This window comes from Lacinutrix venerupis (assembly GCF_001971745.1).
Taxonomy (GTDB): Bacteria; Bacteroidota; Bacteroidia; order Flavobacteriales; family Flavobacteriaceae; genus Lacinutrix; species Lacinutrix venerupis.
Map to the genome: position 1 here is coordinate 865,557 of NZ_CP019352.1, position 17,311 is coordinate 882,867.

General features: G+C 32.6%; 32 protein-coding genes. All 32 read left to right on the plus strand.

Features of this window, described 5'->3' with window-relative positions; genetic code table 11:
- Positions 1-3 precede the first annotated feature (3 nt).
- The 32 genes from rpsJ (at position 4) to carA (ending at position 17,201) form a co-directional block, all read left to right on the plus strand.
- The gene (gene rpsJ / locus BWR22_RS03855; RefSeq protein WP_007650482.1) at positions 4-309 is read left to right on the plus strand and encodes a 30S ribosomal protein S10; all 306 of its coding nucleotides are present in this window, start codon (positions 4-6) and stop codon (positions 307-309) included.
- Positions 310-432: 123 nt separating this feature from the next.
- Positions 433-1,050 carry a 50S ribosomal protein L3 gene (gene rplC / locus BWR22_RS03860; protein ID WP_076732118.1) on the plus strand — a complete coding sequence of 206 codons (618 nt, stop codon included), beginning with the start codon at positions 433-435 and terminating at the stop codon, positions 1,048-1,050.
- Positions 1,050-1,679, plus strand: coding sequence for a 50S ribosomal protein L4 (gene rplD, locus BWR22_RS03865; RefSeq protein ID WP_076732119.1), 630 nt, complete (start codon positions 1,050-1,052; stop codon positions 1,677-1,679). Before rplC ends, rplD begins: the two co-directional genes overlap by 1 nt.
- Before the next feature lie 8 nt (positions 1,680-1,687).
- Positions 1,688-1,978: a 50S ribosomal protein L23 gene (gene rplW, locus BWR22_RS03870; protein ID WP_076732120.1), complete on the plus strand. Its 291-nt coding sequence runs from the start codon at positions 1,688-1,690 to the stop codon at positions 1,976-1,978.
- A 10-nt stretch (positions 1,979-1,988) separates the two neighbouring features.
- Positions 1,989-2,813 (plus strand): 50S ribosomal protein L2, encoded by an 825-nt coding sequence (rplB, locus tag BWR22_RS03875; RefSeq protein ID WP_076732121.1) that lies wholly within the window; start codon positions 1,989-1,991, stop codon positions 2,811-2,813.
- A 3-nt stretch (positions 2,814-2,816) separates the two neighbouring features.
- Positions 2,817-3,095 carry a 30S ribosomal protein S19 gene (gene rpsS / locus BWR22_RS03880; RefSeq protein ID WP_013869040.1) on the plus strand — a complete coding sequence of 93 codons (279 nt, stop codon included), beginning with the start codon at positions 2,817-2,819 and terminating at the stop codon, positions 3,093-3,095.
- A gap of 6 nt (positions 3,096-3,101) precedes the next feature.
- Complete coding sequence (gene rplV / locus BWR22_RS03885; protein WP_076732122.1) at positions 3,102-3,509, plus strand: 50S ribosomal protein L22; 408 nt, start codon at positions 3,102-3,104, stop codon at positions 3,507-3,509.
- A 7-nt stretch (positions 3,510-3,516) separates the two neighbouring features.
- Positions 3,517-4,236, plus strand: coding sequence for a 30S ribosomal protein S3 (gene rpsC / locus BWR22_RS03890; RefSeq protein ID WP_076732123.1), 720 nt, complete (start codon positions 3,517-3,519; stop codon positions 4,234-4,236).
- Positions 4,237-4,257: 21 nt separating this feature from the next.
- A complete protein-coding gene (gene rplP, locus BWR22_RS03895) occupies positions 4,258-4,677 on the plus strand; it encodes a 50S ribosomal protein L16 (protein ID WP_055435711.1) in 420 nt (139 codons plus the stop codon).
- Positions 4,678-4,690: 13 nt separating this feature from the next.
- A complete protein-coding gene (gene rpmC / locus BWR22_RS03900; protein ID WP_013869036.1) occupies positions 4,691-4,882 on the plus strand; it encodes a 50S ribosomal protein L29 in 192 nt (63 codons plus the stop codon).
- Positions 4,883-4,894: 12 nt separating this feature from the next.
- Positions 4,895-5,152 carry a 30S ribosomal protein S17 gene (gene rpsQ / locus BWR22_RS03905; protein WP_013869035.1) on the plus strand — a complete coding sequence of 86 codons (258 nt, stop codon included), beginning with the start codon at positions 4,895-4,897 and terminating at the stop codon, positions 5,150-5,152.
- Between the two features lie 2 nt (positions 5,153-5,154).
- The gene (gene rplN, locus BWR22_RS03910; protein WP_013869034.1) at positions 5,155-5,523 is read left to right on the plus strand and encodes a 50S ribosomal protein L14; all 369 of its coding nucleotides are present in this window, start codon (positions 5,155-5,157) and stop codon (positions 5,521-5,523) included.
- A gap of 13 nt (positions 5,524-5,536) precedes the next feature.
- Positions 5,537-5,848 (plus strand): 50S ribosomal protein L24, encoded by a 312-nt coding sequence (gene rplX, locus BWR22_RS03915; protein WP_076732124.1) that lies wholly within the window; start codon positions 5,537-5,539, stop codon positions 5,846-5,848.
- Positions 5,849-5,850: 2 nt separating this feature from the next.
- The gene (gene rplE, locus BWR22_RS03920) at positions 5,851-6,402 is read left to right on the plus strand and encodes a 50S ribosomal protein L5 (protein ID WP_076732125.1); all 552 of its coding nucleotides are present in this window, start codon (positions 5,851-5,853) and stop codon (positions 6,400-6,402) included.
- 3 nt (positions 6,403-6,405) lie between these two features.
- Positions 6,406-6,675 carry a 30S ribosomal protein S14 gene (gene rpsN / locus BWR22_RS03925; protein ID WP_040278732.1) on the plus strand — a complete coding sequence of 90 codons (270 nt, stop codon included), beginning with the start codon at positions 6,406-6,408 and terminating at the stop codon, positions 6,673-6,675.
- Positions 6,676-6,735: 60 nt separating this feature from the next.
- Positions 6,736-7,134: a 30S ribosomal protein S8 gene (gene rpsH, locus BWR22_RS03930; RefSeq protein WP_076732126.1), complete on the plus strand. Its 399-nt coding sequence runs from the start codon at positions 6,736-6,738 to the stop codon at positions 7,132-7,134.
- A 19-nt stretch (positions 7,135-7,153) separates the two neighbouring features.
- On the plus strand, positions 7,154-7,696 hold the full coding sequence (gene rplF / locus BWR22_RS03935; protein ID WP_076732127.1) for a 50S ribosomal protein L6: 543 nt from the start codon (positions 7,154-7,156) through the stop codon (positions 7,694-7,696).
- Between the two features lie 10 nt (positions 7,697-7,706).
- Positions 7,707-8,063: a 50S ribosomal protein L18 gene (gene rplR / locus BWR22_RS03940; protein WP_076732128.1), complete on the plus strand. Its 357-nt coding sequence runs from the start codon at positions 7,707-7,709 to the stop codon at positions 8,061-8,063.
- A 6-nt stretch (positions 8,064-8,069) separates the two neighbouring features.
- Complete coding sequence (rpsE, locus tag BWR22_RS03945) at positions 8,070-8,594, plus strand: 30S ribosomal protein S5 (RefSeq protein ID WP_076732129.1); 525 nt, start codon at positions 8,070-8,072, stop codon at positions 8,592-8,594.
- 11 nt (positions 8,595-8,605) lie between these two features.
- Positions 8,606-8,788, plus strand: a complete 183-nt coding sequence (gene rpmD, locus BWR22_RS03950; protein WP_076732130.1) for a 50S ribosomal protein L30 — start codon at positions 8,606-8,608, stop codon at positions 8,786-8,788.
- 14 nt (positions 8,789-8,802) lie between these two features.
- Positions 8,803-9,255, plus strand: a complete 453-nt coding sequence (gene rplO / locus BWR22_RS03955; protein ID WP_076732131.1) for a 50S ribosomal protein L15 — start codon at positions 8,803-8,805, stop codon at positions 9,253-9,255.
- A 15-nt stretch (positions 9,256-9,270) separates the two neighbouring features.
- Positions 9,271-10,623, plus strand: a complete 1,353-nt coding sequence (secY, locus tag BWR22_RS03960; protein WP_076732132.1) for a preprotein translocase subunit SecY — start codon at positions 9,271-9,273, stop codon at positions 10,621-10,623.
- Positions 10,624-10,632: 9 nt separating this feature from the next.
- Positions 10,633-10,848: a translation initiation factor IF-1 gene (gene infA, locus BWR22_RS03965; RefSeq protein ID WP_007094967.1), complete on the plus strand. Its 216-nt coding sequence runs from the start codon at positions 10,633-10,635 to the stop codon at positions 10,846-10,848.
- Between the two features lie 5 nt (positions 10,849-10,853).
- A complete protein-coding gene (ykgO, locus tag BWR22_RS03970) occupies positions 10,854-10,970 on the plus strand; it encodes a type B 50S ribosomal protein L36 (RefSeq protein ID WP_076732133.1) in 117 nt (38 codons plus the stop codon).
- Positions 10,971-10,972: 2 nt separating this feature from the next.
- Positions 10,973-11,347: a 30S ribosomal protein S13 gene (gene rpsM, locus BWR22_RS03975; protein WP_076732134.1), complete on the plus strand. Its 375-nt coding sequence runs from the start codon at positions 10,973-10,975 to the stop codon at positions 11,345-11,347.
- 109 nt (positions 11,348-11,456) lie between these two features.
- Positions 11,457-11,849: a 30S ribosomal protein S11 gene (rpsK, locus tag BWR22_RS03980; RefSeq protein ID WP_076732135.1), complete on the plus strand. Its 393-nt coding sequence runs from the start codon at positions 11,457-11,459 to the stop codon at positions 11,847-11,849.
- Positions 11,850-12,034: 185 nt separating this feature from the next.
- Positions 12,035-12,640 (plus strand): 30S ribosomal protein S4, encoded by a 606-nt coding sequence (rpsD, locus tag BWR22_RS03985; RefSeq protein ID WP_076732136.1) that lies wholly within the window; start codon positions 12,035-12,037, stop codon positions 12,638-12,640.
- A gap of 95 nt (positions 12,641-12,735) precedes the next feature.
- Positions 12,736-13,728, plus strand: coding sequence for a DNA-directed RNA polymerase subunit alpha (locus tag BWR22_RS03990; RefSeq protein WP_076732137.1), 993 nt, complete (start codon positions 12,736-12,738; stop codon positions 13,726-13,728).
- A 70-nt stretch (positions 13,729-13,798) separates the two neighbouring features.
- Positions 13,799-14,266, plus strand: coding sequence for a 50S ribosomal protein L17 (gene rplQ, locus BWR22_RS03995; protein WP_076732138.1), 468 nt, complete (start codon positions 13,799-13,801; stop codon positions 14,264-14,266).
- Positions 14,267-14,394: 128 nt separating this feature from the next.
- Positions 14,395-15,111: a hypothetical protein gene (locus BWR22_RS04000; protein ID WP_076732139.1), complete on the plus strand. Its 717-nt coding sequence runs from the start codon at positions 14,395-14,397 to the stop codon at positions 15,109-15,111.
- A 124-nt stretch (positions 15,112-15,235) separates the two neighbouring features.
- Positions 15,236-16,000 carry a hypothetical protein gene (locus BWR22_RS04005; RefSeq protein ID WP_076732140.1) on the plus strand — a complete coding sequence of 255 codons (765 nt, stop codon included), beginning with the start codon at positions 15,236-15,238 and terminating at the stop codon, positions 15,998-16,000.
- A gap of 97 nt (positions 16,001-16,097) precedes the next feature.
- Positions 16,098-17,201, plus strand: coding sequence for a glutamine-hydrolyzing carbamoyl-phosphate synthase small subunit (gene carA, locus BWR22_RS04010; protein ID WP_076732141.1), 1,104 nt, complete (start codon positions 16,098-16,100; stop codon positions 17,199-17,201).
- The last annotated feature ends 110 nt before the right edge of the window (positions 17,202-17,311 follow it).

Below are 17,311 nucleotides of genomic sequence, written 5' to 3' on the forward strand. Positions count from 1 at the left end.
AAAATGAGTCAAAAAATCAGAATAAAATTAAAATCTTACGATCACAACTTAGTAGATAAGTCTGCTGATAAGATTGTAAAAACAGTTAAAAGTACTGGAGCTGTTGTAACTGGACCAATTCCATTACCAACACACAAGAAAATTTTTACTGTACTACGTTCGCCACACGTGAATAAGAAGTCAAGAGAACAATTTCAATTAAGCTCTTACAAGAGATTATTAGATATTTACTCTTCATCTTCAAAAACAATTGATGCTCTTATGAAATTAGAGTTACCAAGTGGAGTAGAAGTAGAAATCAAAGTTTAAGTATAAACTTACATGTCCTTAACGATGGTTGAGGAAAAACGGAAAAAAATACAATTCAAGGCTGAAACGTATTTTCGGCCTTGAATGTTTTTAATAAATAATAACAATAAATAAATAATAATTATGTCTGGGTTAATTGGAAAAAAAATCGGTATGACCAGCATTTTCGACGAAAATGGAAAAAATATTCCATGTACAGTAATCGAAGCTGGACCATGTATCGTTACCCAAGTCAGAACTGAAGAAGTTGACGGTTATGAAGCTGTTCAATTAGGTTTCGATGACGCGACAGAAAAAAGTGCTACAAAAGCAGACTTAGGTCACGCTAAAAAAGCAGGAACTTCTGTAAAACGCAAAATCGCCGAATTTCAAGGTTTTGAGGAGGAGTACAAATTAGGTGATGCTATCACCGTGGATCACTTCGCAGAAGGCGAATTTGTAGATGTTTCAGGAACATCAAAAGGTAAAGGATTTCAAGGTGTTGTAAAACGTCATGGTTTCGGTGGTGTAGGTCAAGCTACTCACGGTCAACATAACCGTTTAAGAGCGCCAGGATCTATTGGAGCTGCATCTTATCCTGCAAGAGTTTTCAAAGGAATGAAAATGGCAGGAAGAATGGGTGGAGACACAATTAAAGTTCAAAATTTAAGAGTTTTAAAGGTAGTTGCTGAAAAGAATCTACTTGTGGTTAAAGGATGTGTTCCTGGTCACAAAAACGCTTATGTAATTATTAGAAAATAATGAAAGTAGCAGTTTTAGATATAAACGGAAAAGAAACAGGTAGAAAGGCAGACCTTTCTAGCGATGTTTTTGCTATTGAGCCTAATAATCATGCTGTGTATTTGGATGTTAAACAATATTTAGCAAACCAAAGACAAGGTACTCACAAATCTAAAGAAAGAGCTGAGATTACTGGATCAACACGTAAGATTAAAAAGCAAAAAGGAACAGGTACAGCTCGTGCAGGTTCAATTAAATCTGGAGTTTTTAGAGGTGGAGGACGTATGTTTGGACCAAGACCAAGAAACTATAGTTTTAAGCTTAATAAAAGCTTAAAGAGATTAGCTCGTAAATCAGCTTTTAGTATCAAGGCAAATGAGAAGGCAATTGTAGTTTTAGAAGACTTCAATTTTGATTCTCCAAAGACTAAAAATTTCACTAATATTTTGAATGCTTTAGACTTACAAAATAAAAAATCACTCTTCGTGTTGGGTGCGTCAAATAAAAATGTATATTTGTCGTCACGCAATTTAAAAGGCTCTGAAGTTGTAACTGCTTCAGAATTAAGCACCTATAAGATTTTAAATGCAAATCAAGTAGTGCTTTTAGAAGGAGCTTTAGAAGGAATTGTAACGAATTTAAGTAAATAAGAAACAAAATGAGTATCTTAATTAAACCTATAATCACAGAAAAAGCAACTGCAAACAGCGAATTAAACAACTGTTTCAGCTTCTTCGTGAACACTAAGGCGAACAAGGTAGAAATAAAAAAAGCAGTTGAAGCTGCTTATGGAGTTTCTGTAGAAAAAGTTCGTACTATAAATGTCCGTCCAGATAGAAGTACCAAGTATACAAAAACTGGTATTCAACATGGTAAAACTAACGCAAAGAAAAAAGCGATAGTACAACTGGCGGAAGGTGAGATAATTGATTTATACACTAACATGTAATTAAAGACAAATGTCAGTAAGAAAATTAAAACCAATCACACCAGGACAGCGATTTAGAGTTGTTAATGGATTTGACGCCATTACAACTGATAAGCCGGAGAAAAGTTTATTAGCTCCGAAAAAACGTTCAGGTGGTAGAAACAGTCAAGGTCGTATGACAAGCCGTTATAAAGGTGGTGGTCATAAAAGAAGGTATCGTATAATTGATTTTAAAAGAACTAAGGCGGGAATTCCTGCAGAAGTTGCTTCAATTCAATACGATCCTAACCGTACAGCGTTTATCGCATTATTAAATTACCAAGATGGTGAGAAGAATTATGTAATTGCTCAAAATGGATTACAAGTTGGACAAACTGTTGTTTCAGGTGAAAATGTAGCTCCAGAAATCGGAAATGCAATGCCTTTAGCAAATATACCATTAGGGACAATAATTTCTTGTATAGAATTACGTCCAGGTCAAGGAGCTGTTATGGCTCGTAGTGCTGGTGCTTTTGCTCAGTTAATGGCAAGAGATGGAAAGTTTGCAACAGTAAAGTTACCTTCAGGTGAAACAAGATTAATCTTAGTTACATGTATGGCTACAATTGGAGTAGTATCTAATTCAGATCACCAATTATTAGTTTCAGGTAAAGCAGGTAGATCAAGATGGTTAGGTAGAAGACCAAGAACAAGACCAGTAGTAATGAACCCTGTCGATCATCCAATGGGTGGTGGTGAAGGAAAATCATCTGGTGGACATCCACGTTCTAGAAACGGTATACCAGCTAAAGGATTTAGAACTCGTTCTAAAACTAAAGCAAGTAATAAATATATTGTAGAACGTAGAAAAAAATAAGACATGGCAAGATCATTAAAAAAAGGACCTTACGTTCATTATAAATTAGAAAGAAAAGTGGCGGCTAATGTAGAGGCTAATAAAAAAACAGTTATCAAAACTTGGTCTAGAGCTAGTATGATAACTCCAGATTTTGTTGGACAAACAATAGCAGTACACAATGGGCGTCAATTTGTTCCAGTATATGTTACTGAGAATATGGTAGGACATAAATTAGGAGAATTTTCACCAACAAGATCTTTTAGAGGTCACGCTGGTGCTAAAAATAAAGGTAAAAAGTAGTAAGCTATGGGAAGTCGTAAAAAACAAATGGCAGACGCTATTAAGGAAAGTAAAAAGCAAATTGCTTTTGCAAAACTTAATAACTGTCCTACATCACCGAGAAAAATGCGTTTAGTAGCCGATTTAGTAAGAGGTGAACGCGTGGAAAAAGCACTTAATATTCTTAAGTTTAGCTCTAAAGAAGCATCAAACCGTTTAGAAACTTTGTTAGTATCTGCTATTGCAAACTGGCAAGCTAAAAATGAAGATGCATCTATAGAAGAAGCAGAACTTTTTGTTAAAGAAATTAGAGTTGACGGAGGATCTATGTTAAAGAGATTACGTCCAGCACCTCAAGGACGTGCACACAGAATAAGAAAACGTTCTAACCACGTAACAATCGTAGTTGGAGCTAACAATAATACACAAAGCTAAGATAGATATGGGACAAAAGACAAATCCAATCGGGAATCGCTTAGGAATTATCAGAGGATGGGAGTCTAACTGGTACGGAGGAAACGATTATGGTGACAAACTTGCCGAAGACGATAAGATTAGAAAATACGTTCACGCGCGTTTATCTAAAGCTAGTGTAAGTAGAGTAATAATTGAAAGAACTTTAAAACTTGTAACCGTTACTATTACTACTGCAAGACCTGGAATCATTATTGGTAAAGGTGGGCAAGAAGTAGACAAGTTAAAAGAAGAACTTAAGAAAATTACTGGTAAAGAAGTTCAGATCAATATCTTTGAGATTAAAAGACCTGAATTAGATGCATTCTTAGTAGGAACAAGTATCGCTCGTCAGATAGAAAATAGAATTTCTTACAGACGTGCAATTAAGATGGCTATTGCTGCTACTATGCGTATGAATGCTGAAGGAATAAAAATCCAAATTAGTGGTCGTTTAAATGGAGCTGAAATGGCACGTTCAGAACACTACAAAGAAGGACGTATTCCTTTATCAACTTTTAGAGCCGATATTGATTATGCTTTAGTTGAGGCACATACTACTTATGGTAGATTAGGTGTTAAAGTATGGATCATGAAAGGTGAAGTATATGGTAAAAGAGAACTTTCTCCTCTTGTTGGGTTATCTAAGAAGCAAGGAAAAGGTGGACGTGGAGGAAACAGAGACAACAAATCACGTCGTAGAAAGTAATTTTTTAAAGAAAAGACAAAAATGTTACAGCCTAAAAGAACAAAATTTCGTAAACAACAAAAAGGACGTATGAAAGGTAATGCCGGAAGAGGGCATCAACTATCTAACGGAACTTTTGGAATAAAATCACTAGACTCGAACTTTTTAACTTCGCGTCAAATAGAAGCAGCACGTATTGCAGCAACTCGTCACATGAAAAGAGAAGGGCAACTTTGGATTAAAATATTTCCAGATAAGCCAATTACTAAAAAACCTCTTGAAGTACGTATGGGTAAAGGTAAAGGTGCAGTAGAATATTGGGCAGCAGTAGTAAAGCCAGGTAGAGTCCTTTTTGAAATAGGAGGTGTGCCATTAGACGTTGCAAAAGAAGCATTACGTTTAGCAGCACAAAAATTACCGGTAAAAACAAAGTTTTTAATCGCTAGAGATTACGAAGCATAATTTATTTGATATTATGAAACAATCAGAAATTAAAGAATTATCTGTAGCTGAGTTACAAGAGAAACTTAGTGAGACAAAAAAGAGTTATTCAGACCTAAAAATGGCACATGCAATATCTCCTTTAGATAACCCAATTCAATTACGTTCTGTAAGAAGAGATGTAGCTAGATTGGCAACGGAATTAACTAAAAGAGAATTACAATAATTCTGCTGAAAGATGGAAAAAAGAAACTTAAGAAAAGAACGTATAGGAGTAGTTACTAGTAACAAAATGATGAAATCAATTGTTGTTGCCGAAGTAAAAAAAGTAAAACATCCTATGTACGGAAAATTCGTTTTAAAAACGAAAAAATACGTAGCACACGACGAAACAAACGACTGTAACATTGGAGATACAGTAAAGATCATGGAAACAAGACCTTTATCTAAATCTAAATGTTGGAGATTAGTTGAAATAATTGAAAGAGCGAAGTAATTATGGTACAACAAGAATCAAGAATAAAAGTAGCAGATAACACAGGAGCTAAAGAAGTTTTAGTAATCCGTGTTTTAGGAGGTACTAAAAGAAGATATGCTTCTGTAGGTGATAAAGTTGTTGTTTCTGTTAAAGATGCAACTCCTAATGGAAACATTAAGAAAAAAGCAGTATCTACAGCAGTAGTTGTTCGTACTAAAAAAGAAGTAAGACGTCCAGATGGATCTTATATAAGATTTGATGATAATGCTTGTGTACTTTTAAACCCAACGGGTGAAATGAGAGGAACACGTGTATTTGGACCTGTTGCTAGAGAACTTCGTGATAAACAATTCATGAAAATTGTATCATTAGCACCAGAAGTGCTTTAAGACATTTAATAAGATGACAAAGCTTAAAATAAAATCTGGAGATACTGTAAAAGTAATTGCTGGAGATCATAAAGGATCAGAAGGGAAAGTACAAAAAGTATTAGCCGATAAGAACAAAGCGATCGTTGAGGGCGTGAACATGGTAAAGAAACATACTAAGCCAAGTGCACAAAGTCCACAAGGAGGAATCGTTGAAAAAGAAGCTCCTATTCAAATTTCAAACTTATCATTGTTAACTTCTAAGGGAGAAGCAACAAGAGTAGGTTATAGAATGGAAGATGGAAAGAAAGTAAGATTTTCAAAAAAATCAAACGAAGTAATATAGTTATGGCATATTCACCTAGACTTAAAGAAGAGTATAAAAGCAAAGTAATTGCAGCTCTTACAGAAGAATTTGGTTATAGTAATGTAATGCAAGTACCTAAACTTAAAAAGATAGTAGTATCTAGAGGTGTTGGTGCAGCAGTTGCAGATAAGAAATTAGTTGACTACGCTTTAGATGAGTTAACAACTATAACAGGACAAAAAGCTATCGCTACATTGTCTAAAAAGGATGTTGCAAGTTTCAAATTACGTAAAGGTATGCCTATTGGCGCTATGGTTACGTTAAGAGGAGAAAGAATGTACGAATTTTTAGATCGTTTAGTAACTTCTGCTTTACCACGAGTAAGAGACTTTAGTGGTATTAAAGCAAAAGGTTTTGATGGAAGAGGTAATTACAATTTAGGAATTACTGAACAAATTATTTTTCCAGAAATTGATATTGATAAAATCAATAAAATTTCAGGAATGGATATTACATTTGTAACTTCTGCTGAAACTGATAAAGAAGCAAAATCATTATTAACAGAATTAGGTTTACCTTTTCAAAAAAACTAAGTTATGGCTAAAGAATCAATGAAAGCCCGCGAGGTGAAGAGAGCTAAAACAGTAGCAAAATATGCAGAGAAACGCAAAGCTTTAAAAGAAGCTGGTGATTACGAAGCATTACAAAAGCTACCAAAAAATGCATCTCCAATTCGTCAGCACAATAGATGTAAATTAACAGGAAGACCAAAAGGTTACATGCGTACATTTGGTATTTCTCGTGTTACATTTAGAGAAATGGCTAACCAAGGATTAATACCAGGAGTTAGAAAAGCAAGTTGGTAAAATTATAAATTGGTCTAAGGTTCGCAATAGTGCGAAAACCCAGTCCGCAAATTAATACATATGTATACAGATCCAATTGCAGATTATCTTACAAGAGTTAGAAACGCAGTGCGTGCTAACCATAGAGTTGTTGAGATACCTGCATCAAATTTAAAAAAGGATATAACTAAAATTTTATTCGATCAAGGATATATTTTAAGTTATAAATTCGATGATTCTTCTGTACAAGGAACAATTAAAATTGCTCTTAAGTACAATAAAGAAACAAAAGAACCAGTAATTAGAAAGTTACAAAGAATCAGTAAGCCTGGTTTACGTAAATATTCTAGTTCAGCTGAATTACCAAGAATTCTTAACGGATTAGGTATTGCTATCGTTTCAACTTCTCATGGAGTAATGACAGGAAAGCAAGCACAACGTGAGAATGTTGGTGGTGAAGTTTTATGTTACGTTTACTAATCTATAAAACAAGAAAGAGATGTCAAGAATAGGAAATAATCCAGTGGCAATTCCAGAAGGAGTTACTATAGAGGTAAAAGATAGCGTAATCACTGTAAAAGGTAAGTTAGGAGAATTGTCTCAAACTTATGATACAGTTGAAGTTAAAGTTGAAGATGAAAATGTTTTAGTTACACGTTCATCAGACAATAAAGAAAATAAAGCTAAGCACGGTTTATACAGATCATTAATCAATAATATGATTGAAGGTGTATCAAAAGGATGGACAAAAGAGCTTGAGCTAGTAGGAGTAGGATATAGAGCAAGTAACCAAGGTAACAAATTAGAGTTAGCTTTAGGTTTTTCTCATAATATTATTATGAGTATTGCACCAGAGGTGAAAGTGGAAACAGTTTCAGATAAAGGTAAGAATCCAATCATTAAGTTAACATCACACGACAAACAACTTGTAGGACAAGTAGCTGCGAAAATTCGTGGTTTTAGACCACCAGAACCTTACAAAGGAAAAGGTGTTAAATTTGTAGGTGAATTACTAAGAAGAAAAGCTGGTAAATCAGCATAATAATTAAGTTATGGCGTTAACAAAAAACGAAAGAAGACTAAGAATAAAAAGCAGAATCCGTAAGGTTGTTTCTGGAACAGAAGCAAGACCTAGATTAGCTGTTTTTAGAAGTAATAAAGAAATTTATGCTCAAGTAGTTGATGATGTTTCAGGTAAAACTATAGTAGCATCTTCTTCAAGAGATAAAGACATTAGTTCTGCAAAAGGTAATAAAAGTGAAATCGCTACATTAGTAGGGAAGTCTGTTGCCGAAAAAGCAATTAAAGCAGGGATAAATACTATCGCTTTTGATAGAGGTGGGTATTTATATCATGGAAGAATCAAATCATTAGCTGAAGGAGCTAGAGAAGCAGGACTTAAATTCTAAGAAATTATGTATCAAAAATACAAAAGTGCAGAGTTAGTAAAACCAAGTGGATTAGATCTTAAAGATCGTTTGGTTGGTGTACAAAGGGTTACAAAAGTAACAAAAGGTGGTAGAGCATTTGGTTTTTCAGCAATCGTTGTGGTTGGTGATGAAGCAGGTGTTGTAGGACACGGTTTAGGAAAATCAAAAGATGTAGCAAGTGCTATTGCAAAGGCTATTGAAGACGCTAAAAAGAACCTTGTTCGTATTCCTATTATTAAAGGAACTTTACCTCATGAACAAAAAGGTAAATTTGGTGGAGCAAGAGTAAATATCATTCCTGCAGCTCCGGGTACAGGAGTAATTGCTGGTGGAGCTGTAAGAACAGTTCTTGAAGCAGTAGGAGTACATGATGTACTTTCTAAATCTCAGGGCTCATCAAATCCTCATAATGTAGTAAAAGCAACTTTTGATGCTTTATTACAATTAAGAAGTGCACAAGCTATTGCTCGTGAAAGAGGGATATCATTAGAGAAAGTTTTTAACGGTTAATATTTACAGAAATGGCAAAAATAAAAGTAACAAAAGTTAAGAGCGCAATCAACCGTACTAAAAGACAAAAGCTTACATTATTAGCTTTAGGTTTAAAAAAAGTTGGACAAACTATTGAGCACGAAGACACTCCTAATATTTTAGGAATGATTAGAAAAGTTAATCACTTAGTTTCTGTAGAGGAAGCTAAATAACAATATACTGAAAAATGAATTTAAGTAATTTAAAACCTGCAGAAGGTTCAGTAAAAAACCAAGGAAAAAGAATAGGAAGAGGACAAGGTTCTGGAAAAGGTGGTACTGCTACTCGTGGTCACAAAGGAGCAAAATCTCGTTCAGGATATTCTAAAAAGGTTGGTTTTGAAGGAGGTCAAATGCCACTTCAAAGACGTGTGCCTAAATTTGGTTTTACTAACATCAATCGTATAGAGCACCAAGGAATTAACTTGGATACTTTACAACAATTAGTTGATGATAAGAAAATTAATGATACATTAGATTTTGAAACTATCGTTTCTTTAGGATTAGCTGGTAAAAACGAGCTTGTAAAAATCTTAGGAAGAGGAGAGTTAAAAGCAAAATTAAATGTAACTGCACATAAATTTACTGCTACCGCTAAAGCTGCTATAGAAGCTGCTGGTGGAAAAGCAGAAACTTTATAAGACCTACTAAAGAATATGAAATTTATAGAAACGATTAAGAATGTCTGGAAGATCGAGGAACTAAGAAACCGAATCATATTTACTTTAGGTTTATTATTAGTTTATCGTTTTGGTGCACAAATTGTATTACCAGGAATTGATGCTACTCAGTTAACAAATTTACAGAATAGTACTCAAGACGGTATATTAGGAGTGTTAAATGCCTTTACAGGTGGAGCTTTTGCAAATGCATCAGTTTTTGCTTTAGGTATTATGCCATACATTTCGGCTTCTATTGTAGTTCAGTTAATGGGAATAGCTATTCCTTATTTGCAAAAGCTTCAAAAAGAAGGTGCTAGCGGACAAAAGAAAATAACTCAAATTACTAGATGGTTAACTATTGGAATTTGTTTAGTACAAGCTCCAGGTTATTTAGCTAGTTTACAGCCAATGTTTGGTATTCCAAACTCTGCTTTTCTATTAGGACAAGGCGGTGTATTCTATTTTTCATCTATAGTAATTTTAGTTACCGGTTGTATTTTTGCTATGTGGTTAGGAGAAAAAATTACTGATAAGGGTATTGGTAATGGAATCTCATTATTAATTATGGTAGGTATTATTGCAACATTACCAAAATCTTTCTTACAGAATGTAAGTGCTAGAACAACTTCTGGAAGTGGAGCAATGATGATTCTTTTTGAAATTGTAATTTGGTTTGCAATTATAGCAGCTTCTGTATTATTAGTAATGGCAGTTAGAAAAATAGCAGTGCAATACGCTAGACGATCTGCAACAGGAGGATACGAAAAAAATGTATTTGGAGGAGCAAGACAATTTATTCCGTTAAAGCTTAACGCTTCTGGAGTAATGCCAATAATTTTTGCTCAAGCAATTATGTTTGTACCTGGTTTAATAGGAGGATCGTCTTTATTAAAAGATACTTCAACGGGACTTTGGATACAGGCTAATTTTCAAGATATGTTTGGCTTATGGTATAATATAGTATTTGGATTGTTAATTATAATATTCACATATTTTTATACAGCTATTACAGTACCAACTAATAAAATGGCAGACGATCTTAAACGTAGTGGAGGTTTTATTCCAGGAATTAGACCAGGATCTGAAACATCAGAATATTTAGATAAGATCATGTCTCAAATAACATTACCAGGTTCAATCTTTTTAGCTTTAATTGCTGTTTTTCCAGCATTTGTATTTAAGTTAATGGGAGTACAATCAGGTTGGGCGTTATTTTTTGGAGGAACATCATTATTAATTATGGTTGGAGTTGCAATTGATACTATGCAGCAAGTAAATTCTTATTTGTTGAATAGACATTATGATGGCTTAATGAAAACTGGTAAAAATAGAAAAGCAGTAGCTTAATATTATACTATGGCAAAACAAGCAGCAATAGAACAAGACGGAACAATTATAGAAGCATTATCTAATGCTATGTTTCGTGTAGAATTAGAAAATGGTCACATAGTGACGGCACATATTTCGGGTAAAATGCGTATGCATTACATTAAATTGTTACCTGGAGATAAGGTGAAATTAGAAATGAGTCCTTATGATTTAACTAAGGCTCGTATAACTTATAGATACTAACAGAGATGAAAGTAAGAGCATCAGTTAAAAAAAGAAGCGTAGATTGCAAAATCGTACGTAGAAAAGGAAGACTTTACGTCATTAACAAAAAGAATCCTAGATTCAAACAAAGACAAGGATAATTATGGCTAGAATTGCAGGTGTAGACATACCAAAAAACAAAAGAGGAGTTATATCTTTAACTTATATCTATGGAATAGGTAGAAGTAGAGCTCAAGAAATTTTAGCGACAGCTAAAGTAGATGAAAGTATTAAAGTTCAAGATTGGGACGATGATCAAATAGCAGCTATTCGTGAGTCTGTTGGAACATTTACTATCGAAGGAGAATTACGTTCTGAAACACAATTAAACATTAAGCGATTAATGGATATCGGATGTTACAGAGGTATTCGTCATAGAGCTGGTTTACCTTTAAGAGGTCAACGTACTAAAAACAACTCTAGAACTAGAAAAGGTAGAAGAAAAACTGTTGCTAATAAGAAAAAAGCAACTAAGTAATAATTAAATATTTAGTCTTTAGTATTTAGGCGTTGGAAAGAATCTGTTTGAAATTATAATAGTTTAGGATTCTAGCGACTATACACTAATTACTCAACCCTATAGAAATATGGCAAAGACAAATACAAAATCAGCTAAAAAACGTAAAGTTATAGTTGAAGCTGTTGGAGAAGCTCACATAACAGCTTCTTTTAACAACATTATTATCTCATTAACAAACAAGAAAGGTGATGTAATTTCATGGTCATCTGCTGGAAAAATGGGATTTAGAGGTTCTAAAAAGAACACACCTTACGCAGCACAATTATGTGCAGAAGATGCTGCAGGAGTAGCAAAGGAAGCTGGATTAAAGAAAGTAAAAGTTTACGTTAAAGGTCCAGGAAATGGTAGAGAATCTGCTATTCGTTCTATACATAATGCTGGTATTGAAGTAACAGAAATTATTGATGTTACACCTTTACCGCACAATGGATGTCGTCCTCCTAAGCGTAGAAGAGTTTAATTACATTGCATTTGCATTTATAGATAAAATTAATATCAGTTATTTAATATAGCTGATGTTAATTTTTTGTGTAAATTTGCAAACTGAAAAAAATAATATTAACAAGTATTAACGAGAGACCAACGCTAGTCGAAGGATAAGATTAAGACCTTAATTCACCAAGCACTCTCATAAAACAATTTAAAATGGCAAGATATACTGGTCCTAAAACTAAAATAGCTCGTAAATTTGGCGAAGCTATCTTCGGAGACGATAAAGCCTTCGAAAAAAGAAATTACCCACCAGGGCAACATGGTAACGCACGTCGTCGTGGAAAGAAATCTGAATATGCAATCCAATTAATGGAAAAGCAAAAAGCTAAATATACTTACGGTGTATTAGAGAAGCAATTCAGAAATATGTTTAAAAGAGCAACAGCTGCTCCAGGTATTACAGGTGAGGTTTTATTACAATTATGTGAGTCTAGATTAGACAACGTAGTATTTAGAATGGGAATCGCTCCAACAAGAAGTGCCGCAAGACAATTAGTATCACACAGACACATTACGGTAAATGGAGAGTTGGTAAATGTACCTTCTTACCAATTAAAAGCAGGTGATGTTGTAGCAGTTAGAGAAAAATCTAAATCTTTAGAAGCTATCGAAAGATCATTATCAAATTCAAGTAATGTTTACGAATGGATAACTTGGAATTCTGCAACTAAAGAAGGAACATATGTTTCTGTTCCTGCTAGAATTCAAATTCCAGAAAACATTAATGAGCAATTCATCGTCGAATTATACTCTAAATAATAAATTATTAATATTGGTATTTAGCCAAAGGGTTTATTTGTGTTCTTCAAACTTATTAACCGCGCAACTAAATAACAATTAAAACGAAGAAAAAAATGGCAGTATTTAATTTTCAAAAGCCCGATAAAGTAATCATGATTGATTCTACTGATTTCGAAGGTAAATTCGAATTCAGACCACTAGAACCAGGATATGGATTAACAGTAGGAAATGCTTTAAGAAGAGTTTTATTATCTTCCTTAGAAGGATTTGCAATAACATCGGTAAGAATAGAAGGTGTTGATCACGAATTTTCTGCAATAGCAGGTGTCGTAGAAGACGTAACAGAAATTATATTAAACTTAAAACAAATGCGTTTTAAGCGTCAAATAGAAGATGTAGATAACGAGTCTGTTTCTATCTCTATTTCTGGTCAAGATAAAATTACAGCAGGTGATTTCCAAAAGTTTATTTCAGGTTTCCAAGTATTAAATTCAGATTTAGTAATCTGTAACTTAGATCCTAAAGTGAGTGTTTCTATGGAAATTACTATTGAAAAAGGAAGAGGTTATGTTCCTGCAGAAGAAAACAAGAAAGCTTCTGCACCAATAGGAACAATCTTCACAGATTCAATTTATACACCAATAAAGAATGTTAAGTATAGCATTGAGAATTACCGTGTAGAGCAAAAGACAGATTACGAAAAATTAGTTTTCGAAATTCAATCTGACGGATCAATAACTCCTCAAGATGCTTTAACAGAAGCTGCAAAAACGTTAATTCACCACTTCATGTTATTCTCAGATGAGCGTATTACATTAGAAGCTGATGAAATAGCACAAACCGAAACTTATGATGAAGAGTCACTTCACATGAGACAGTTGCTTAAAACTAAATTAGTGGATATGGATTTATCTGTACGTGCACTTAATTGTTTAAAAGCTGCTGAAGTAGATACATTAGGAGACTTAGTATCTTTCAATAAAAACGATTTAATGAAGTTCCGTAACTTCGGTAAGAAATCTTTAACAGAGCTTGAAGAGCTTGTAAATGTAAAAGGTTTAAATTTCGGAATGGACTTATCAAAATATAAGTTAGATAAAGACTAACAATTTTTTTATTAATCATATTTTGCTCCTCAAAAAATGAGTTTGGTAGCAAGATGATAACACAAATGTCATGAGACACGGAAAAAAAGTAAATCACTTAGGAAGACAAACCGCTCATAGAAAAGCAATGTTAGCAAACATGGCTTGTTCTTTAATCGAGCACAAACGTATTAACACAACTGTAGCAAAAGCTAAAGCTTTAAAAGGTTTTGTTGAGCCAATGATTACAAAATCTAAAAACGATACGACACATAATCGTCGTTTAGTTTTTTCTAAATTGCGTCAAAAAGATGCAGTTACAGAATTATTTAGAGATGTAGCCGCAAAAATTGGAGATCGTCCAGGTGGATATACAAGAATAATTAAGTTAGGAAACCGTTTAGGTGATAATGCTGATATGGCAATGATTGAACTTGTAGATTATAATGAAATCTACAATGCAGATAAGAAAGCTAAGAAAACTACACGTAGAAGTCGTCGTGGTGGAAAAGCTGCAGCTACTCCAGTTGAAACTAAAGCAACTAACGAAGAAGAATAATAATGTTAATTAACATTATTTTAAAAGGATAAACTAAAATAGTTTATCCTTTTTTTTTATTTTTGGTTTAACCACCCAAAAGGTATAATTCTTGATACCTTAATTATAACTAATAAAAAAATACAATTATGAAAAAAATAATGTTTATTGCATTAACTCTTTTAATAACTTTAACTTCTTATTCTCAAGGAAGCGCAAATCCTATGCAGAATTTAAGTGGCCCGGCAGCATCTAACGATTTTAGAAACGCTTTTGATGCCGTTAATTCCAGAGGACAATGGATGACTTCTTCTTGGAAAACTACAGTAAAAGGGACGCCATTAGCTTTAGAAGATAATTGCAATTTAGTTATTTTTACAAAAGATGATAAAGTTTATAAAATTGAAAATGGTAATTATAATGCTAAATTAGATAAATTAGTAACAGAGTATACTAAAGATTCAATTTATGTATTTGGAGATAAAAATATCGCTCACGCAAAACTTGATAACGTTGTTTTAAGAAAATTTAACGATACAGAATCTAATAAAAGTAGATTTCATTTTGTATTAAGTCAAGGAGAAAAACTTACATTAACAAAAGCTTATTTTTCTACCATAAAAGAAGGTACAATTAATGTAATGACAAAGTTGAAAGAAACAAGCGACAAGTATATTCTTAATGACGATTATTACATTTCAAAAGATAATTCAACAGTTGAGGAGATAAGACTTAAGAAAAAACATTTATTAAACGTAATGTCCGATGCAAAAAAAGAAATTGCAGACTATGTTAAGAGAAATGACTTATCTTATAAAGAAGAAGAAGATGTAGTTAAAATTATAAAATATTATAATACACTATAATTTAAATTAACATTAATACTTAAAAGGATAAACTTAAACAGTTTATCCTTTTTTTTGTTTGTTAATTTTTTATTTTTTGGTGTGATTTTTGATATATTTTATAGTAACCAAAAATATTTTAATTATGAGAAAAGTAGTTTTTATTGCCATTAATTTTATTTTTTTTATCAGTAATGCTCAAATTAACCAACCTAACGTTGGAGCAGTAGGAGAAAGCAGTTTAACGCTTAACCCAGAAACTTATAGTCACGCCATGTGGCAAGGGCCTCAAATAAATAATAACGATCATTTAGCTTATGCCGCAGTGAACTCAAAAGGCCAGTGGATGTATGTAAATAAAGAGGAATTAGTTAAAGGAACTCCGTTAGTTTTAGAAAACAATAGAGAGTTAACTATTTATACTAAAGATAAAAAAGTATATAAAATAGAAAACGGTAATTATAATTCGAACGAAGATAAATTGGTTACCGAATATAAAAAGGATTCTATTTACATGTTTGGAGACAGCAATATAAATTATGCCAAACTTGACAATATCCTTTTAAAGAAGATGAACAATATTGAAACAAATAAGTCTAGATTTCATTTTCTCTTATCTCAAGGAGAGAAAATAACTTTTACAAAAAGCTATCAAGGAGAAATTTTAAAAGGATCTGTAAATGTTCTGACTAAACTTAAAGAAACAAACGATAGATATTATATAAAAGAAGACTATTTTTATTCAAAAGACAACTATAATGTTCAAGAAATTAAATTAAAAAAGAAGCAGATTTTAGATATAATGTCCGATTTTAAAAAAGAAATCGTTAGTTATGTAAAGAAAAATAATTTATCTTATAAAGAAGAAAAAGACGTAATTAAGATTATGAAATATTATAATTCGTTATAATGTTAATAATCATTTAATATATAAAGGATAAACTATTTTAGTTTATCCTTTTTTTTATGCAATTTTGCAAAACTTTTTGACACAACTACTACAAATTATGAAATATCAAAAATTAAAGAAAGCAGTAATCTTATTAGCCGATGGTACCATTTTTCATGGTAAAGCAGTAGGTAGAGAAGGCAGTGCATTCGGTGAAGTATGCTTTAATACCGGAATGACTGGTTATCAAGAAATATTTACAGATCCTTCATACTATGGCCAGTTAATGGTAACAACAAACGCACACATAGGAAACTATGGTGTTAATAATGAGGAAGTAGAGTCTGACTCTATTAAAATAGCGGGCTTAATTTGCAAGAATTTTAGCTATAATTTTTCTCGTGATGCTGCAGATGGATCTTTAGAAGACTTTTTAAATGAAAACAATCTCTTAGCAATTTCAGATGTAGATACAAGAGCATTAGTTGCATATATTCGAGATAATGGAGCAATGAATGCAGTAATATCTACTGAAACTGATAATATAGAAAAATTAAAAAAAGAGTTAGCAAATATTCCAAATATGAATGGATTAGAGTTAGCTTCAAAAGTATCTACAAAAGAACCTTATTTTGTAGGAGATGAAAATGCGCCAATAAAAATTGCAGCATTAGATATTGGTATTAAAAAGAATATTCTTAGAAACCTTGCAAAAAGAGGAAGTTATATAAAAGTATTTCCTTATAATTCAACTTTCGAAGATTTAAGTTCTTGGAATCCGGATGGATATTTTTTATCAAATGGACCAGGAGATCCAGAACCATTAATAGAAGCTCAAGAAGTTGCTAAAGAAATTATTAAAAGAGATTTGCCTTTATTTGGAATTTGCTTAGGACACCAAGTAATAGCATTAGCTAATGGTATTTCAACATACAAAATGCACAATGGACATAGAGGAATAAATCATCCTGTAAAAAATCTAGTAACAGGAAAAGGAGAAATAACATCTCAAAACCATGGATTTGCAATTAATAGAGAAGAAACCGAAGCACATGATGATATAGAAATTACACATGTACATTTAAATGATAATACCGTAGCAGGTATAAAAATGAAATCTAAAAATGTATTCTCAGTACAATACCATCCAGAAGCAAGTCCTGGACCAAATGATTCATCTTATTTATTTGATGACTTTATAAATATTTTAAAAAACAAATAATATAAAAAAAGCAATAGAAATTCAATCTGTTGCTTTTTTTATTATACTAAAACGTTATCGCAAAATTTATATTCAATTCTATATGTAAATTTTAAAAAACACAGAATTAA